General features: G+C 66.5%; 16 protein-coding genes. 10 read left to right on the top strand and 6 right to left on the bottom strand.

Annotated elements, in window-relative coordinates:
* The first annotated feature begins 11 nt into the window (after positions 1 to 11).
* Positions 12 to 725 (top strand): ABC transporter permease, encoded by a 714-nt coding sequence (locus IG171_RS13610; RefSeq protein ID WP_249203699.1) that lies wholly within the window; start codon positions 12 to 14, stop codon positions 723 to 725.
* A 65-nt stretch (positions 726 to 790) separates the two neighbouring features.
* Positions 791 to 1726, top strand: a complete 936-nt coding sequence (locus IG171_RS13605; RefSeq protein ID WP_212127935.1) for a glycine betaine ABC transporter substrate-binding protein — start codon at positions 791 to 793, stop codon at positions 1724 to 1726.
* Positions 1727 to 1845: 119 nt separating this feature from the next.
* On the opposite strand, the gene IG171_RS13600 is transcribed toward IG171_RS13605, so the two are convergent.
* Positions 1846 to 3369: an asparagine synthase-related protein gene (locus IG171_RS13600; RefSeq protein WP_212127934.1), complete on the bottom strand. Its 1524-nt coding sequence runs from the start codon at positions 3367 to 3369 to the stop codon at positions 1846 to 1848.
* A 248-nt stretch (positions 3370 to 3617) separates the two neighbouring features.
* On the opposite strand from IG171_RS13600, the gene IG171_RS13595 reads away from it, so the two are divergent.
* The 6 genes from IG171_RS13595 to IG171_RS13575 all read left to right on the top strand — a co-directional run bounded on the left by IG171_RS13595 (position 3618) and on the right by IG171_RS13575 (position 8233).
* On the top strand, positions 3618 to 4679 hold the full coding sequence (locus IG171_RS13595) for an MFS transporter (RefSeq protein ID WP_212127933.1): 1062 nt from the start codon (positions 3618 to 3620) through the stop codon (positions 4677 to 4679).
* A gap of 62 nt (positions 4680 to 4741) precedes the next feature.
* Complete coding sequence (locus IG171_RS13590) at positions 4742 to 5602, top strand: helix-turn-helix transcriptional regulator (RefSeq protein WP_212127932.1); 861 nt, start codon at positions 4742 to 4744, stop codon at positions 5600 to 5602.
* Between the two features lie 91 nt (positions 5603 to 5693).
* Complete coding sequence (locus IG171_RS19105) at positions 5694 to 5903, top strand: hypothetical protein (protein ID WP_249203698.1); 210 nt, start codon at positions 5694 to 5696, stop codon at positions 5901 to 5903.
* Entirely contained in the window at positions 5903 to 6106 is a 204-nt protein-coding gene (locus IG171_RS19100; protein WP_249203697.1) for a VOC family protein, read from the top strand. The genes IG171_RS19105 and IG171_RS19100 overlap by 1 nt, the downstream gene beginning before the upstream one ends.
* A 154-nt stretch (positions 6107 to 6260) precedes the next feature.
* The gene (locus IG171_RS13580) at positions 6261 to 7307 is read left to right on the top strand and encodes an NAD(P)-dependent alcohol dehydrogenase (RefSeq protein WP_212127931.1); all 1047 of its coding nucleotides are present in this window, start codon (positions 6261 to 6263) and stop codon (positions 7305 to 7307) included.
* A gap of 2 nt (positions 7308 to 7309) precedes the next feature.
* On the top strand, positions 7310 to 8233 hold the full coding sequence (locus IG171_RS13575) for an arylamine N-acetyltransferase (protein WP_212127930.1): 924 nt from the start codon (positions 7310 to 7312) through the stop codon (positions 8231 to 8233).
* A gap of 95 nt (positions 8234 to 8328) precedes the next feature.
* Here the strand turns inward: IG171_RS13575 and IG171_RS13570 are convergent, their stop codons facing one another.
* Complete coding sequence (locus IG171_RS13570) at positions 8329 to 9513, bottom strand: GAF domain-containing protein (RefSeq protein WP_249203696.1); 1185 nt, start codon at positions 9511 to 9513, stop codon at positions 8329 to 8331.
* A gap of 131 nt (positions 9514 to 9644) precedes the next feature.
* Here IG171_RS13570 and IG171_RS13565 point away from each other — a divergent pair, with 131 nt between their 5' ends.
* Positions 9645 to 11465 carry an NAD(P)/FAD-dependent oxidoreductase gene (locus IG171_RS13565; RefSeq protein ID WP_212127929.1) on the top strand — a complete coding sequence of 607 codons (1821 nt, stop codon included), beginning with the start codon at positions 9645 to 9647 and terminating at the stop codon, positions 11463 to 11465.
* 54 nt (positions 11466 to 11519) lie between these two features.
* Here IG171_RS13565 and IG171_RS13560 read toward each other — a convergent pair whose 3' ends face one another.
* Positions 11520 to 12062: a TetR/AcrR family transcriptional regulator gene (locus IG171_RS13560; RefSeq protein WP_212127928.1), complete on the bottom strand. Its 543-nt coding sequence runs from the start codon at positions 12060 to 12062 to the stop codon at positions 11520 to 11522.
* A gap of 161 nt (positions 12063 to 12223) precedes the next feature.
* Here IG171_RS13560 and IG171_RS13555 point away from each other — a divergent pair, with 161 nt between their 5' ends.
* Positions 12224 to 13774: an MFS transporter gene (locus IG171_RS13555; protein WP_212127927.1), complete on the top strand. Its 1551-nt coding sequence runs from the start codon at positions 12224 to 12226 to the stop codon at positions 13772 to 13774.
* 97 nt (positions 13775 to 13871) lie between these two features.
* Here IG171_RS13555 and IG171_RS13550 read toward each other — a convergent pair whose 3' ends face one another.
* Genes IG171_RS13550 through IG171_RS13540 form a run of 3 tightly spaced genes read right to left on the bottom strand, consistent with a single transcriptional unit; the run spans position 13872 to position 17111 of the window.
* A complete protein-coding gene (locus tag IG171_RS13550) occupies positions 13872 to 15416 on the bottom strand; it encodes a tripartite tricarboxylate transporter permease (RefSeq protein ID WP_212127926.1) in 1545 nt (514 codons plus the stop codon).
* Between the two features lies 1 nt (position 15417).
* Positions 15418 to 16083, bottom strand: coding sequence for a tripartite tricarboxylate transporter TctB family protein (locus tag IG171_RS13545; RefSeq protein WP_212127925.1), 666 nt, complete (start codon positions 16081 to 16083; stop codon positions 15418 to 15420).
* Complete coding sequence (locus IG171_RS13540) at positions 16080 to 17111, bottom strand: tripartite tricarboxylate transporter substrate-binding protein (RefSeq protein ID WP_249203695.1); 1032 nt, start codon at positions 17109 to 17111, stop codon at positions 16080 to 16082. Before IG171_RS13540 ends, IG171_RS13545 begins: the two co-directional genes overlap by 4 nt.
* Positions 17112 to 17311 lie beyond the last annotated feature (200 nt).

Genomic DNA, 17311 nt, shown 5'->3' with positions numbered 1-17311 from the left:
GACGGACGTGGATGGGCTACCTCACGGTTCCTGTGATCCTCGGTCTCGTCTGCCTCGGGCTCTTCCTCTACGTGCAGAGCAGGGAGCTCGACACGATCGAGCAGCGCTCGCTCAACATCGGGTCGATCGGCACGGCTCTCCAGGAGCACATCGTCCTCACCGCGGTGTCGACACTCGTCACGCTGGTGATCGCCGTACCACTGGGAGTCCTTCTCACACGGCCTCTGACCAGACGGATCCGTCCGTTCATCATCGGCGTGCTGACCATTCTCCAGGCTGTTCCCACGATCGCGATCCTGGTGCTGCTGGCCGTGGCCTTCCTATTCCTGGGATTCCAGGCCGCCATCGTCGGCCTGGTCCTCTACGCCATCATCCCTGTCCTGCTCAACACCATGGTCGGCTTGGAGCAGGTGGACGAGAATGTGTTGGAGGCCGGACGCGGTATGGGACTGTCCCGCATGCAGGTGCTGCGTCGGCTTGAGCTTCCGCTGGCCGTGCCGGTCATCCTCGCCGGGGTACGCACAGCGCTGGTGATCAATGTCGGCACCGCCACTCTGGTGACCTATATCAACGCGGGCGGGTTGGGCGACATCATTGTCGCCGGACTGTCGACCAACCGCGTTCTCGTCCAGATCGTCGGTGCTGCACTCACCGCAGTGCTCGCTCTGCTCATCGACTACATCGCCGGAATCGCGGAGGACTTCCTGCGGCCCAAGGGACTGTGAGCGATACGCAGGACTCGACTCGGGAAACCACTTCACGGATTCGACCAACTGAAGGAGAAGACATCATGTCCAGAAACTCGAAGCTGACACCGCTGATCGGCACGGCGGCCGCGGCCGTTCTGCTGCTCACAGCCTGCGGGGGAGGCGGAGGAGAGAGCCCCAACGAGGGGATGCTCGACGGCGTCGATCTGACCGCCGGGTCGAAGGAATTCACCGAATCGGTGGTGCTTTCGCAGATCACGTCAAAGGCACTCGAAGACGCCGGAGCAAGTATCGAGGACCAGACCGGAATCTCCGGAAGTGCGACCGTGCGCGAGGCGCTCGAAAGCGATGAAGTCGACTTCTATTGGGACTACACGGGAACCGGGTGGGTGAACATTCTGGGCAACACCACCGAAGATGTGCCGGATGACCTGTTCGAAGCGGTTTCCGAGGCCGATGCTGACAACGGCATCGCCTGGCTGGATCCGGCGCCGTTCGAGAACACGTATCGGATTGCCGTCAAGAACGATTTCGCCGAATCCAACGGTCTCGAGACGATGTCCGATGCCGCGAAGTTCATCTCCGACAACGAGGATCAGGGGAAGGTGTGCGCCGCCAGCGAATTCGTCAATCGCGATGACGGCCTGCCGGGGCTGGAGGAGGCCTATGGATTCGAATTCTCCGATGTCGTGGAGCTCGACCTCAACCTCATCTACCCGCAGGTCGGCAAGAAGTGCCAGTTCGGCGAGGTCTTCTCCACCGACGCCAGGATCAAAGCGAACGACATGACCGTCCTCGAGGACGACAAGGACTTCTTCGTCCAGTACCAGGGCTCCATGACTCTGCGTCAGGACACACTCGATGAGCACCCGGAGATCGCCGAGATCATGGATCCGATCTCGGAGAAGCTGACCAATGAGGTGATGATGGAGCTCAACGGCCGCGTCGACACCGACGGCGAGATGCCCGAGGACGTCGCTGAGGAGTGGCTCGAGGATCAGGGCCTCATCGGAGGCTGAAGCCTTCTGATCCTCAAGGGCGATCCCCAGCTCGGCCATGCGCTGAGCTGGGGATCTTCTCCTGTGGGGCCGATCGGACTCGGTCGTTTCGACATGTTGCCGTGTCAGCAGGATGTGTTCTAAGCGTCAGCGAATCTGCCGACCGTGACACCGGCGTCGACGCCCTCGAGCGAACGGGTGAACATACGGTAGTAGACGAGTTCCTCATAAGTTCGCAGCGGAGGCTGCAGGACATCGGCTTCGGCTTCGAATTCCTGCGCGGTGACCATGGATTCGAAATGCTCTCGGAGCACATCGTTCATTCCTGTGCCTTCGCCGAACTGCTCTTTGCGTCGCCACAGCACCCCATCGGGCAACCACCCGTCAAAGGCGCGTCGCAGCAGCCACTTGGCAGGGCGGGAGTCGGTGACCAGCTTCCATTCCGGGGCCAGGGCCATGGCCAGTTCCACCATGTCGAGGTCGAGGAAGGGGAGGCGGGGTTCGACGCCGAGAGCCCCGGCGACTCGGTCCACCCGCTGCAGTCCGCCGATGTGCATCCCCTTGAGCGTGTGGAGCAGTTCGGCGTGCAACTCCTCGCCCACATCATATCGTCCGTAATGGGTGTATCCGGCGAAGAGTTCATCGGCACCCTCGCCGACCAGGACGATCTTGACATGTCGTGCGGCCAATCTGGAGACGAAGAAGTTCGGCACTGCCGAGTGCACGAGCGTCGGGTCAAAGGACTCGAGACCGGCGATCACCTCGGGCACCGCTTCGATAGCGTCTTCGGCGGTGTAGACGAGTTCGCGGTGGTCAGTATCCCAGAAATCCGCGACAGCTCGCGCGGCGCGCAGGTCGCCGCTGTCGGCCAGACCGACGGCGAAGGTCTTGAGTCTGCGTCCAGTCGCCGCACTGCGGCGAGCGGCGATCGCAGTGAGAATGCTCGAATCGACGCCGCCGGACAGCAGCACACCGACCGGCTGCTGACTGTCCACGGACCGTTCGACGGCTCGGACGAGCGTCTCGCGGATGGCGTCGAAGACCCACTCCGGCGGCTCCTCGTACGGGGCGCGGCTCTGCAGCAGAACGGGTGAGGCGCCGGGGAACTCACGAATGGCCTCGAGTCCGTTCTCCGGTGTCCACACATGGCCAGGAGGAAAAGGCTCCACACGGGGCCGCAGATGCTTGTCGAACGCCTTCATCTCGGAGGCGAAGAGGGTTGTCTCGCCATCACGGACCCAGTACAGCGGAGAGAGCCCCAGTACATCGCGTCCGACCGCGAATTCGTGGTTCGGGCCGGCGATGGCCAGGGCGAACGGCCCCCACATCCGCTCGAATGCCGCTGCACCGTGGTCTTCGAAGAGCACAATGGCCGCCTCGAGGTCGGAAGCGGTGTAGAAGCGGTCAGCGCCCGCTGCGGCGCGAATGCGGCGATGATTGTGGATCATCCCGTCGCCGACCAAGCAGATGCCGCGCTCGGCACCGCCGGTCAACGGCTGATCTCCGGACTGCGGATCGACGATTGACAGATAGCGGCTGCCCAGCCATGCGTCGTCGGTCTGCCAATGGCCCTGACCATGAGGGCCACGGTGAGTGAGTCTCTCCAGCATCCGCAGCCCGACCTTCGGATCGAACGAGCCATGAGCCGCAACCAAACCCGACATATGTGTCCTCTCTTCGGACTTCCAGTTTAGGTTCAGCCGACGCGAGGTTCGGAACAGTCCTGCAGGAAGAGATGGGGAATGCCCTGCAGCGAGACCCGTGGCCATCCTTTACGTCGATGCCCATGCTCCGGACTGAGGGATTCGTGGCTGAATTTGTTCATTCCGAGTCAGTTTACCGGTTCTCCGCCGAGGCGGGCCTCGCTTGAATGGGGGAGGACCGAAAGACCGCCCTGAACGATAAGGACGACATGAAGAGACTCGACCCGAACGCCGAATCGGACCTCCGCCTCACCGAGGAGGGCATGACCATCGTCGAGCCACCTCGGCGCATGACGACTGGCGGCGGTCGGGGCCGGCTGAGTCTGCTGGTGCTGGGGGCGGGATTGATCCTCATCGGTCTCAACCTGCGCATCGGGGTCGCCTCGGTGGGGCCGGTGCTCGGGGACATCCTCGGCGATACCGGTCTCAGCGCCGCGGTGGGCAGTCTGCTGACGACGATTCCGGTCTTCGCCTTCGGCGCGTTCGCGTTCCTCACCCCCGCGCTGACACGCAGGTTCGGCATGCATCGGGTGCTCGGGATCCTCATGATCGTCCTCGCCGCCGGCATCGGCCTGCGACTGCAGCCGAGCCTGCTCGCGCTCTTCGCCGGCACCGTGCTCGTGGGCGCGGCCATCGCCGTCGGCAATGTGCTGCTGCCGACGGCGATCAAGAGCGACTTCTCCCATCGTGCCGGGCTGATGATGGGTCTGTACTCGACGGCGCTGTTCCTCGGGGCGGCGCTCGCCTCCGGACTGACGGTGCCGGTGATGGCCGTCGTCGGCGGATCCTGGCGCTGGGCGCTGGGGATCTGGGCGATCCCGGCCGTACTGGCGGCTCTGCTGTGGATCCCGCAGATGGTGCGGCGCCCGGCGAGCTTCTCGAACCCGGGAGGCGCCGCCGGATCGGACGCGGCGGACTCGCCCAGCGAGAGCGGGGAACCGCCCTTCCGGTCGATCCTCACCGACCCCATCGCCTGGGCGGTCACCGGCTTCATGGGACTGCAGTCGATGAGCTACTACGCGGCGCTGACCTGGGTTCCCGCGATCTTCCAGGAAAGCGGCATGGCCGCGTACCGGGCGGGCTGGATGCTGTCCTTCTCCGCCTTCCCCGCGATCCTGACCTGCCTCATCACTCCCTCGATCGCCGGACGGCTGCGACCGCGGTGGATCGGCGTGGCCGCAGCCTCCGTCCTCATCGGGGCCTTCGCCAGCCAGGACAGACACGTCCGCGCCCGCAGCACCCATACCCGCGAGGTCGTACTGCGCGGCTGATTGACCGGTGCCGCCGGCGTTCGGCCGAGCCTTCTCCGAGGTCGTGGGCCTACACTGGCGCCATGTCCGTGCGACCCGACGAGCTCATTCGCAGGCCGCACCCGCGCCTGCGACCGTTCGTCGGTGACTACGTCGGCTACGACATCTTCGGCGTGGCCGCGGGAACGCATCTGGGGCTGCCCTCGGGAGCGCTGACCTTCATCGTCTCGATCGACGCGCCGCTGACGCAGGTCGAGGCGGGGACCGGATCGGCCGCATCGTTCGACGTCCTCCTGGCCGGCCTGCACCTGCGGCCGACTCACATCCGCCACAGCGGCGCGATGGCCGGGATCCAGATCAACTTCACCCCCTTCGCGCCCCGGGCCCTCTTCGGGATGCCCGCCGCCGAGTTCGCCCACCGCACCTACGACCTCGTCGAGGACTCCCGGACCATCGCCGCCGAGCTCCACGACCGGGTGAACTCGGCGCTGACCTGGGACGCCCGGTTCGACGCCGTCGATGAGGTTCTGCTGCGCACCGCCGCCGAGGCGGGTCCCCGGCCCGCACCCCCGCGCGGTTCCGCGGGCCCGCGTCCGGAGCTGCTCGAGGCCTGGAAGCAGATAGCGGCCGGCCACGGCGGCCTGCCGATCTCGCTCGTGGCCGATCAGATCGGATGGAGCCGACGACATCTCAACGCAGTCTTCAGCGCAGAGTTCGGGATCGGTCCCAAGGAAGCCGCCCGTGTCCTGCGCTTCGACCGCGCCAGACGGCTGATCTCGGCACAGGCGGGCTCGCTGGCCGAGATCTCCGCCGTCTGCGGATACGCCGACCAGTCCCATCTCAACCGCGACTTCCGCCGACTGGCCGAGACCACCCCGGGCCGGTGGCTGCAGGACGACCCCGTCGCCCGGCGCGGAACCGTCGGCAGCGAACGCACCGTGTAGGGATCCGGCCGCAGTTCCCATTTGTCCAAGCCCACACCCGCCGAGGCGGGTCACGCTGGAGGGACGACGAACGCAGAGGAAAGGAATTGCCATGTCGAACCCCACCACAGCGAACATCTGGCCCACCTTCAGATATCGCGACGCCTCCGCCGCGATCGCATTCCTGGAGGCCGCTTTCGGCTTCGAAGTCGCGGCGAAGTACGAGAACTCCGATGACCCGCAGAGGATCGACCATGCCGAACTCCGATGGCCCGGCGGGGGGGCGGGATCATGCTCGGATCCGCCCGCGACGAGGGCGTGATGACGAAGACGTCGGTCGCCTCGGGGTCGGTTTACATCGCCGCCGACGACGTGGAGGAGCTCTACCACCGAGCCATCGCCGCAGGCGCAGTCGAAGTCATGGGCCTGACCGAACAGGACTACGGCTCACTCGACTTCTGCGTCCAGGACCCCGAAGGAGTGCTCTGGTGCCTCGGCACGTACCGGGGCGCCGGTGTGGAGTGAGGCCATTCCGGGGAGAGCCGTCGAATGTCGGCCGAGATGATGGGAGTTGTCTCAGACCTCACAACTGCAACGGGGGAGCTTCTGTGTTCGCGGACTAGGCTGAGAGTAAGAAGCGGACCTGCCGCTCCTGTGCAGGACGAAAGGAGAACACTCGATGAAGGCGATCGTGTTCGAGGACTTCAAGACATTCCCCACGCTCAAAGAAGTTGAACGCCCCACCCCGGGACCAGGCGAAGTCCTGCTCAAGGTTGCGGGCGCCGGAGCTTGCCATTCAGACGTTGCCATCTACGACGAATTCGAGAAGGGCGGTCCCGGTGCTGTTCCGCCTCCGTTCGTCCTCGGTCATGAGAACTCGGGCTGGATCGAAGAGCTCGGTCCGGGAGTCGAAGGGCTGACTGAAGGTGATGCTTACCTCGTCTACGGCCCCGTCGGGTGTGGCCGCTGTCGCGCTTGCTCGCGCGGTCAGGACACCTACTGCGAGAACGCTGCGACCAACCCCTATCTGGGAATCGGCCTCGGCCGCGACGGTGGGATGGCGGAATATGTGACAGTGCCCGCGCGCAATTTGGTGGCTCTCGGAGAAGTCGACCCAGTGGCAGCGGCACCGTTGTCGGACGCCGGCTTGACTCCGTACCACGCAATCAAGGACTCTCTGCCGAATCTGAACGGAGGTGGACGATTCGCGCTGGTGATCGGTCTGGGCGGACTCGGTCAGATCGCCGTGCAAATCCTCCGTGCCCTCACTGGAGCGACTGTCATCGCCACCGACATGAAGGAGGAAGCGATGGCCAAGGCCCGCGAAGCCGGCGCCATCACAGTCACAGGCGGTGAGGATCAGGCCGAGCGGATCCGCGAGATCACCGGAGGCAAAGGCGTGGACGCCGCATTCGACTTCGTCGGGGTAGGGCCGACCGTAGCCGTTGCCGCGCAGTCGATGGCCCGGATGGGCCGCTGCACGATCGTCGGAGTTGCCGGAGGATCCTATGAGTGGTCGTTCTTCACAACGCCGTACGAGTCGACGCTGACGAATACCTACTGGGGAACCATCGAAGAACTCCACGAAGTCGTCGACATGTACCGAGCGGGTCAGATCGTGCCCGATATCGAACGCTACAGTCTTGACGATGGCTTGGACGCCTACCGGAAACTCCAAGCCGGCGAACTGAGCCGGCGCGCGGTGATCGTGCCACACGGAAACTGACCATGTCGTCCTCGTTGGTGGAGCGGTACGCCGATCGCCTCGGCCTGGGCGAGTCCGTGCCCGAACTGAGGCGAAGGGCCGCAGGATCGACGGGTCAGGTCATCGATCTGCTCGACGAGATCATCGCCGCCCACGTGCACGCGATCTGCTTCGAGAACCTCGACGTCGTGACTGCTCGTGTCCGCGGCGAGGTCCGAGCCGTCTCCGTCTCTCCCGACGAGGTGGCCGACAAACTCCTCGACGACCGCCGCGGCGGGTACTGCCACGAACACGCGGTGCTCATCCGCACAGCCCTCGCAGAGCTGGGACTGGCAGTGCATCCGGTGCTGGCGCGCGTCCACCTCGGCGCCGGACGTGCCGAACCGGGCGGGCTGACCCACCAGGCGACGATCGTCGAGCTCGGCTCTCAGCGGCACCTCGTCGATCCGGGCTTCGGCGGAGGGACACCCGAACTCGCGCTGCCGCTGACCGGCGGTGCGCGGACGACGGCGCGAGGGGAGCACCGCATCGTGCCGGCGGAGTCGGTGCTCGAGCCCGACATGCGCGCCGAGGCCGAATGGGCCCTGCAGTCCCGGACCGCCGAAGACCAGGACTTCCGCACGGTCTATGCCTTCGCTGACGTTCCTCGTCAGCGCTCCGACATCGAAGTCTCGAACTGGTACACCTCGACGAGGCCCGGGACCCGGTTCACGGGCGCACCGGTTCTCGTCCGAATGCTGCCCGATGGGGGCAAGCTGACCGCGGAGGGTCGGCAGCTGCGGTACGTCCGCTATGGTTCGACGCCCGAGCGCCGGGAGAGGACGATCGCCGATGCCGCGGATTTCTCACGCGTGCTCACGGAGGATTTCGGGCTGAGAGTCTCAGAGGAGGTCGCGGCGCTCGTGTGGAGCGCGATTCCCAGCCCTGACCGGCAGGGTCGGTCCTGAGCGTTCGGATCGGGCACGGCAGTCGGGGCCGCGGCAGGCGGCGCTGACCTCCGCGGCAGGCGGCGCCGACCTCCGCGGCGGCAGGCACGCCGACCTCAAGGGGACGCGGAGTCGTCGGACCGGGCGAGCACGCCCTCGGCCCAACGGTAGGGCCGCGTAGCCAGCAGCGCCCCGATCGAACGGCGCAGGCGCGAGACCTCGGCACGGACCGTGACCAGGTGATCGGCATCCCCGTAGAGCGTGCGACTGAGCTGCGAGGCGCTGATGCCGGCGGGCCCCGCCTCGGTGATCGCCGCGAGGATCTGCGCTCGGCGCGGGGTGAGCGGGATCGTCAGCGGTTCGGTGGTCGAGTCGATCTCGACCACGGCCGGGTCGGCCGAGAGTCGGAGAGTGACCGAGACCGGCTGGCCCGCCCCGTCACCCGAAGGGCGCAGCAGCCACCCTCCGGTGATCTTCTCCGGCAGGCACAGGCCCGCACCGGGGATGAGGATCGAACGGTCGGGGGTGGGCGCTTCGATGCGGTCTCGGCTGCGCACACCCTGCTGGTAGGCGACCCATCCGGCATCGTCGACGACCAGGGCCGGGCCCGGAGTGCCGGCGAGCACGGTCGACATGCGATCGCGCAGACTGTTCAGCTGCTCCTGTCGGACGATCATCAGTCTGGCCTCGGCCAGCCGCACCGCCGTCGTCACCAGCGACCGCACCGCCGGGTGGAGGGTGAGCGCCGGTCCGCTGATGTCGACGACGCCCAAGAGGGTCCCGTCGTGCGGATCGTGCACGGGCACGGCGCTGCAGTACCACGGGTGCTGGGTGGATTCGAAGTGCTCGGCGGAGAACAGCTGGACCGGCGATTCCTCGGTCAGGGCGGTGCCGATGGCATTCGTGCCGACGACCGACTCGGACCAGTGCGCCCCCTCGACGAAGCCGAGGCCATCGGCCTGACGGCGGGCGGAGGCGGCGCCGTCACGCCACAGGATGACCCCATCGGCATCGGTGACGACGAGGATGAAGGGCGCGGTGTCCGGGCTCCTGAGCAGGACCGACTTCATCTCTTCGACGACCAGCCGCAGCTTCGACCGTTGGCGGCGCGATTCGACCTCCGCACCGTCATCGACGACGCGACGGTTGGCCCCGGCGGGGTCGAGGCCCAGGCGCAGCATTCTCTCCCACGAGCGCCTGACGAGCGCGCGTGGCTGCACCGGCGGTGAGGCCCCGGTGATCACAGCATCGTGAATGCGTGTCAGATCTCTGGCGAGATGTGCCAGGTCCGGCTGAGGCATGACTCGAGTATAGGCAGAGTCACCGCCCCTGACCATGTGCACGGCGCGGCCGTGCAACTCGATGCAACTCTTCTGCGAACCTCGGCGTCCGGCATAGCGTGAAGCCACTGAACTCAATGAGGAGGAAAGAGATGACCACGACGATCGAGCGACCGCAATTGACCGCTGATGACATCGCCACGAGGTGGCTGCAGGACTTCGAGTCCGCGCTCAGCCGCCGTGACATCCCGGCCGCGGCGGGACTGTTCGCCACCGCCAGCTATTGGAGGGACCTGGTGTCCTTCACCTGGAACCTCAAGACGGTCGAGAACCCCGACGGGGTCACCGACCTGCTGACCCACAACCTCGACCGGGTCTCTCCATCGGACTTCGAACTCAGTGAACCCGCCGCGACCGCCGACGGAGTCACCGAGGCCTGGTTCACCTTCACCACCTCGGTGGGGCGAGGGAAAGGGCTCGTGAGACTCATCGACGAAGACGGGACCAAAGCCTGGACCGTGCTCACCGCGCTGCAGGAACTGACCGGCCACGAGGAGCCGCAGGGGCCGCGGCGGCCCAAGGGAGCGGTCCACGGTGTCGATCCCGAACGGAAGAGCTGGTCGGAAAGACTCGCCGAGGAGGACGCGGCCTGGGGAAGGACCGCCGACCCGTACATCCTCGTCGTCGGTGGGGGACAGGGCGGAATCGCCCTCGGAGCTCGCCTGCGTCAGCTGGGTGTTCCCGCCCTCGTCGTCGACCGGTGGGAGCGGCCCGGAGACCAGTGGCGCTCGCGGTACAAGTCGCTGTGCCTGCACGATCCCGTGTGGTACGACCATCTGCCCTATCTCAAGTTCCCCGACAACTGGCCGGTCTTCGCTCCCAAGGACAAGATCGCCGATTGGCTGGAGTTCTACACGAAGGTGATGGAGATTCCGTACTGGTCATCGACGACGGCCACCTCGGCGAGCTATGACGAGGCGAACGGGCAGTGGACCGTGGACGTCGACCGCGGGGGTGAGAAGATCACGCTGCGACCGACCCATCTGGTGATGGCCACGGGGATGTCGGGCAAGCCCAATGTACCGACCTTCCCGGGCGCGGACACATTCAGGGGAGAACAGCAGCACTCCTCACAGCATCCTGGACCGGACGCCTATGCCGGCAAGAAGGTCGTCGTCATCGGCAGCAACAACTCCGCCTTCGACATCTGCGGAGCCCTGTATGAGAACGATGCCGATGTCACGATGGTGCAGCGGTCGAGCACGCACATCGTCAAGAGCGATTCGCTCATGGAGATCGGCCTCGGCGACCTCTATTCGGAGCGGGCCCTGGCGAACGGAGTGACGACGGAGAAGGCGGACCTCACCTTCGCCTCCCTGCCCTATCGGATCATGCACGAGTTCCAGATCCCGCTCTACGACCAGATCAAGGAACGCGACAAGGACTTCTACCAGCGGATGGAGGACGCCGGATTCGACCTCGACTTCGGTGATGACGAGTCCGGTCTGTTCCTCAAGTATCTGCGCCGCGGCTCGGGCTACTACATCGACGTCGGAGCGGCCGAGCTCGTCGCCGATGGGAAGGTCAGGCTCGCCAAGGGGCAGGTCGACCACCTGACCGAGGACGCCGTGGTGCTCGATGACGGGACCGAGCTGCCGGCCGACCTCGTCGTCTACGCCACCGGCTACGGGTCGATGAACGGCTGGGTCGCCGACCTCGTCGACCAGGAGACGGCGGACAAGGTCGGCAAGTGCTGGGGTCTGGGGTCGGAGACCACCAAGGACCCGGGCCCGTGGGAGGGCGAGCAGCGCAATATGTGGAAGCCCACCCAACAGGAGAACCTGTGGTTCATGGGCGGCAACCTCCACCAGGCTCGGCACTACTCGCTCTACCTGGCCCTGCAGCTCAAGGCCCGGCACGAAGGCATCGACACTCCGGTGTACGGGCTGCAGGAGGTCCACCACCTCAAGTGAGATCAGGCATCCGAAGGCGGGGGATGAGGCCTGCGTTTCAGCCGAACGACGGCCTCATCCCGTGCCGGAGTCCTCTGGCAGGCCCAGCCTCGCGAGAACGTTCTTCACATGCTCGAGCGCCTCTTCCTGGATGAGGCCGAAGTTCTGGTTGAAGTACATGCCGTCGCCGATGAGCTGGACGGTCATCGCCAGATCGGCATCGCCGAGGTGGTCGTTGAGCGCGTCGAACCACGCTTCGCGAGTCGCCCGCAGCGCCGTCTTCGCCTCCTCGTACTCCTGGGCCAGGCAGCTCGCGGCGATGAGGCTGCGGTCGAGGGGAGTGCCGATCTCCGCGGACGTCTCGAGATAGTACAGGGCGAGGCGCTCGCCGGCGGCCTTCATTGAGGCGACGTCGTCATCGACCAACCGCCCGAGGCGTTCGAGGCTGCCGTTGACCAGTTCCGCCTTCGAACCGAAATGGTAGAGCAGTCCGCCCTTGGAGACTCCGGCCTTCGCTGCCACGGCGTCGAGCGTCGCACCAGCCGTTCCGCGCTCATCGAGCAGAGCGTCGAACGCGTCGAGCAGCTTCTCTTTGGTCTCCGTCGGATTGCGTGCCATGGCCTCGAGCCTAGCTGATGGGCCTGCGTGCGAAGTGACGTGTCGGCACGGCAGCTTCCGCCCGAAGCCTCCCTGATTCCACCTGAGACCTCCCTGAGCATCGCGGTTCCGGCTGTCGCCGCACTTTCCAACTGTACCGTCTGGACGGTACAGTGAAGCTCATGACGATGACAACCGCTCCACAGCTGCGCGCCGGCCGGCGCGAATGGGCCGGCCTGGCCGTGCTCATGATCCCCGTGCTGCTGATCTCGGTCGACAACACGGTTCTGGGGTTCGCCATCCCGGCCATCAGCGTCGGTCTCCACCCCACGGGAACGCAGCTGCTGTGGATCGTCGACATCTATGCGCTCATGCTCGCCGGCCTCCTCGTCGTCATGGGCAGCCTCGGCGACCGCATCGGCCGCAGGCGGCTGCTCGTCATCGGCGCTGCGGGATTCGGGGCGGCGTCCCTGCTGGCGGCGTTCTCCGTCTCCCCGGAGATGCTCATCATCGCCCGCGGACTGCTCGGCATCTTCGGTGCCACCCTCATGCCCTCGACGCTGTCCCTGATCCGCAATATCTTCACCGACGACAAGGACCGACGGATCGCGATCGCCACCTGGGCCGCGATGTTCTCCGGCGGCGCCGCCCTCGGCCCGATCGTCGGCGGAGTCCTCATCGAGCACTTCCACTGGGGTTCGATCTTCTTCATCAACCTGCCGCTCATCGCGGCGTTCATCCCGCTGGCCATCTGGCTGCTGCCCGAGTCGCGGGACCCGGACCCCGGCCGCGTGGACCCCGCCTCCATGGTCCTGTCGATGCTCGCGCTGGCGCCTTTGGTGTTCGCGATCAAACATGCGATGTCAACGGGCCCGGACATGCTGTTCTGGGCGACCCTGTCCGTGGCGCTCGGAGCGGGAGCGAGCTTCGTGCTGCGTCAGCTGGCGCTGCCGACCCCGATGCTCGACGTCCGGCTCTTCGCCAATGCGGTGTTCACCTCGGCGGTGGCCTCGAACCTGCTCAGCATCATGGGCCTGGCCGGGTTCCTCTACTTCGGCACTCAGCTGCTCCAGCTCGTCCTCGGACTCTCCCCGGTTCAAGCCGCACTCGTGCTCATCCCCGGGCTGGTCACCTCGATCGTCGCCGGATACCTCGTGGTCCCGATCGTCGCCCGCTTCGCTCCGCGCGTCGTCGTCCCCGCGGCCCTGCTGCTCAACGCCGTCGGCATGGGCATCGTGGCATTCACACCCGAGCACACGGTGACGGGAATGCTCATCGCCTTCCTCATCCTCGGCATCGGCCTCGGGGCAGCCGAAGTGGTGACGAACGACCTCATCCTCGCCGCAGTTCCGGCGAACAGGGCCGGGGCCGCCTCGGCGATCTCGGAGACCGCCTACGAATTCGGTTCGGTCATGGGCACCGCCGTCCTCGGCGGGCTCTCGACCTTCGTCTTCGGCTCGGCGCTGCATTCGGCCATCGGCGACGCGGCGAACCAGCCCCGGTTCGACACTCTGGGCTCCGCCCTCGAGCACACCGCGGGACTCGACGGGCAGAGCGCGCATCGAATCGCCGAGGCGGCCGTCGCCTCCTTCGAAACTGGTGTGCAGTGGGCAGCCGGTGCCGCCGTCGTCCTCGTCGTCATCGCCGCGCTGCTCACGAGCTTCGGCCTCAAGGGCGCCGGTCGCCTCCTGCCCGGAGCCGTCGAGCAGGAGGCGCACCGCGACAGGGGCTGAAACCCTCGTTCAAGCCCGCGCGCAGCTGTCGAATCGTGGCCGGTTCGATACCTGCGCGACGGCTCGAACGAGCGGCGGTGAGGCAGGCTCGTGCCCGTCAGGAGACCGGCGACTCCTCCGCAGCGGCCTCCCCTGGAACCTGCTTCTGCCGCCTGCGCGCCAGCACCCGGCCGACGCCGGTGTAGACGAGCGCTCCGATGAGGACGATGTAGAGGACGATCGTGATCGGTGAGGACACGAGCACCGAGGCGTCCCCGCCCGAGGCCAGCAGCGCGTCGCGCAGATTCGACTCCGCCAGGGGACCGAGCACCATGCCGATCATCAGCGGCGCCAGGGGCACCCCGTAGCGTTTGAGCACGAAGCTGATGATACCGATGCCGAGCAGGACGAGCAGCTCGAAGATCGAGGCCGAGGTCGCGTAGATGCCCAGCCCGCAGAAGACCGCGATGCCGCCGTAGAGGTACGGGTCCGGGATCTTCAGCAGCTTCGCCCACAGGGGAGCGAAGGGCAGGTTGATGGTGAGCAGGACGATCATCGCGACGAAGAAGCTCGCCAGCAGACCCCAGACGAGTTCGGGGGAGCGGTCGAACAGCAGCGGCCCGGGCTGGATGCCGTACTGGCGGAAGGCCGCGAGCATGATCGCCGCGGTCGCCGAGATCGGCAGACCCAGAGCCAGCAGCGCACCCATGGCGATGCCCGTCGTGGCCGAACCGGCCGCCTCGGGGCCGGCCAGACCGCGGATCGCACCCTTGCCGAACTGCGGATGTCTGCGCCGGGAGTCGAGCTTGCGCTCGAGCCCGTAGGCCATGAACGTCGGCACATCGGCACCGCCGACGGGGATCACGCCGAAGGGCAGGCCGATCGCGGTGCCGCGCAGCCACGCCGGCAGCGCTTCCCCGACCTCCCTGCGGGACAGGAACGGCCGGCCCGAGGAGTTGATCGTATTGTCCTTGGCCTGGCGGCGGATCCGGGAGGCGATGAAGAACACCTCGCCGAGCGCCAGGATGCCCACGGTCACCGTCACCAGGGAGACGCCGTCGAAGAGCTCGGGCACACCGAAGGTGAAGCGCTCGGTGCCCGAGACCGAATCGATCCCGATGACGGAGAATCCGATGCCGAGCACGAGGGCCATGAGCCCCTTGAGCACGGAATCGGCGACCACCGAGGACGTGGCGACGAAGGCGAAGAGCGCCAGGGCGAAGAACTCTGCCGGGCCGAAGCTCGTCGACAGGTCCGCCAGCGCCGGGGCGATGAAGACGACGAGGAAGCAGGAGATGAACCCGCCGATGAACGCGCCGATCGCGGCCGTGGCCAGAGCCTGCGGGGCGCGCCCGTCCTTGGCCATCTTGTGGCCTTCGAAGGTCGAGGCGATCGCCGAGGCCTGCCCGGGAGTGTTCATGAGGATGGCCATCGTCGAGTCGCCGAAGAGCCCACCGAAGTAGACGCCGGCGAACATGATGAAAGCACCCGTGGGGTCGAGCGCGAAGGTCATCGGCAGCAGCAGCGCCACCGCCATCGACGAGCCGAGGCCCGGCAGTACGCCGACGGCGGTGCCGAGGAAGCAGCCGACGAGCACCCACAGCAGGTTCATCGGCGTCAGAGCATGTGCGAAGCCCTCGAAGAGGGACTGAAGAGCGTCCATCTCAGAAGCCACCTCCCAGGATTCCCGAAGGAAGGTTGAGTCCCAGGGCCACCGCGAAGGCGAGGTAGACCAGGGACGAGAACGTCAGTGCCAAGGTGAGGTCGAACAGCGGCTTCTTCGAGCCCATCGACCGGGCCACGCACCAGAACAGGAGGGCCGCGGCGATGATCCAGCCGGCGAACTCGAGGAGCAGCGCGAAGGCCGCGAAACCGCCGGCGCCCCAGGCCAGGGACACGAAGTCGCTGTGCGTGCGGTGCTGCGAATCGGCGACCCGCGCCTCGGCGAGGGCCCTGCGGTCATCGGCCGGTTCGTCCTCCTCGTGCGGGGACAGGCGGGAGGCCGCCACCGCCGAGGTGACCGGAGTCGAGAACGCCTCGTCCTCCTCGGCCGCGGCGGGCAGCTCCTCATCGACGTCAACCGGTTCCGGATTGCGGACGTAGGCGATCGTCAGCAGGATCGTCAGCGCGTAGCCGATGAGCATGATGAGCATCGGGAAGAACTGCGGGCCCGGCTTCTCGGCATCCTCGGCGACGTCCATCGTGACGATCCCGATGAGCAGATACGTCGAGAACGCCCCCATGATGAGCGGAACGACGAGTCCCGATCGGCCCTGCCACCAGGTCCCGGCGCCGAGGTGGCCCGTCCGTGTGTTCGTCTGCGCGCTCACAGTCCCAACTCCTTCAACAGCTTCTCCACCCGAGAGGTGTCCTCTTCGACGAACTCGGCGAACTCCTGGCCGGTCAGCCACACATCGGTCCACTTGTTGCGCTCGAGCGCGTCCTTCCAGGCCGCACTGTCGCGGGTCTTCTGGAGGATCTCGAGCAGCTGCGCGGATTCGTCGTCGGTGATGCCGGGCGTCCCGAGCCAGCCGCGCCAGTTCGTCAGCGTGACCTCATAGCCCTGTTCGGACATGGTCGGCACATCCTCGAATCCCTTGACGCGCTCGGGTGCGGCGACACCGATGGCCTTGACCCGACCGGCCTCGATCTGGTCCGAGACCTCATTGAAGCCGCAGGAGGCGAAGTCGGTCGTGCCCGACAGCAGGGTCTGGATCGCCTCACCGCCGCCGGACTTCGGAATATAGGTGATGTCGGCCGCGGAGATCCCGCCGAGCAGCGCCAGCTGGGCGATGGTCAGATGGTCGACCGATCCGGCCGAGCCGCCCGTCCACACGAAGCCCTTCGGATCCTTCTTCCACGCGGAGATGACATCGTCGAGCGTGTCGTACGGCGCGTCGGCGGCGGCGATGAGCACATCGTAGTCCTCGGCCACACGGGCCAGCAGCGTGGTGTCGTCGAAGCCGACGGGAGACTCGTTGAGAGCGATCCCGCCGACCATGGCCGTGCCGGTGGCCAGGATGGTGTCGGCCTGGCCGTGCATGGTCGAGAACTTGCCCAGACCGATGGTGCCGCCGGCGCCGGGGATGTTGACGACCTGAGCGTTGCCCGCCAGCGCATTCACGCGCATCGCCTGCTGCGTTTCGCGGGCGAAGCCATCCCAACCGCCGCCGGCACCGGCCGGAGCGATGAGTGTGAGATTCGAGGACAGATCGCCCTTCGCCGAGGCGGCTCTGACCGAATACGTCGTCGCTGTTCCGATCGCCGCCACGGCAATCGCTCCGTAGGCGAGGCGACCGAACATTCGCCGCGTGGGATGAGAGGTTTCCGCAGAGGAATCAGGTGGTGCCTTGGGCACGGCTTCTCCTTTGAAGACAGATGTGATGCGAGTCTCACCTTAAGCGGCGGAGGCGGTCGATGGCGCGTTTGTGCTCACTGTGCGCGTTCTGCTCATTCTGCTCACCGGAGGCCCGGCCCGGGGCTGCGGGCCCGCTGCACGGCTGCGGGTGCGAGGCGCGTTTGAGGTCACGGCGCCGAGGCGAGTTCCCGTTTTTCGCG

Source organism: Brevibacterium sp. SMBL_HHYL_HB1, from assembly GCF_018208375.1.
GTDB lineage: Bacteria > Actinomycetota > Actinomycetes > Actinomycetales > Brevibacteriaceae > Brevibacterium > Brevibacterium intestinavium.
This window is presented reverse-complemented; position numbering and strand designations above follow the sequence as displayed.

Coding starts and splice junctions, on each gene's coding strand:
- IG171_RS13610 (WP_249203699.1), top strand. CDS start 12: ATGGGCTACCTCACGGTTCCTGTGATCCTCGGTCTCGTCTGCCTCGGG.
- IG171_RS13605 (WP_212127935.1), top strand. CDS start 791: ATGTCCAGAAACTCGAAGCTGACACCGCTGATCGGCACGGCGGCCGCG.
- IG171_RS13600 (WP_212127934.1), bottom strand. CDS start 3,369: ATGTCGGGTTTGGTTGCGGCTCATGGCTCGTTCGATCCGAAGGTCGGG.
- IG171_RS13595 (WP_212127933.1), top strand. CDS start 3,618: ATGAAGAGACTCGACCCGAACGCCGAATCGGACCTCCGCCTCACCGAG.
- IG171_RS13590 (WP_212127932.1), top strand. CDS start 4,742: ATGTCCGTGCGACCCGACGAGCTCATTCGCAGGCCGCACCCGCGCCTG.
- IG171_RS19105 (WP_249203698.1), top strand. CDS start 5,694: ATGTCGAACCCCACCACAGCGAACATCTGGCCCACCTTCAGATATCGC.
- IG171_RS19100 (WP_249203697.1), top strand. CDS start 5,903: ATGACGAAGACGTCGGTCGCCTCGGGGTCGGTTTACATCGCCGCCGAC.
- IG171_RS13580 (WP_212127931.1), top strand. CDS start 6,261: ATGAAGGCGATCGTGTTCGAGGACTTCAAGACATTCCCCACGCTCAAA.
- IG171_RS13575 (WP_212127930.1), top strand. CDS start 7,310: ATGTCGTCCTCGTTGGTGGAGCGGTACGCCGATCGCCTCGGCCTGGGC.
- IG171_RS13570 (WP_249203696.1), bottom strand. CDS start 9,513: ATGCCTCAGCCGGACCTGGCACATCTCGCCAGAGATCTGACACGCATT.
- IG171_RS13565 (WP_212127929.1), top strand. CDS start 9,645: ATGACCACGACGATCGAGCGACCGCAATTGACCGCTGATGACATCGCC.
- IG171_RS13560 (WP_212127928.1), bottom strand. CDS start 12,062: ATGGCACGCAATCCGACGGAGACCAAAGAGAAGCTGCTCGACGCGTTC.
- IG171_RS13555 (WP_212127927.1), top strand. CDS start 12,224: ATGACGATGACAACCGCTCCACAGCTGCGCGCCGGCCGGCGCGAATGG.
- IG171_RS13550 (WP_212127926.1), bottom strand. CDS start 15,416: ATGGACGCTCTTCAGTCCCTCTTCGAGGGCTTCGCACATGCTCTGACG.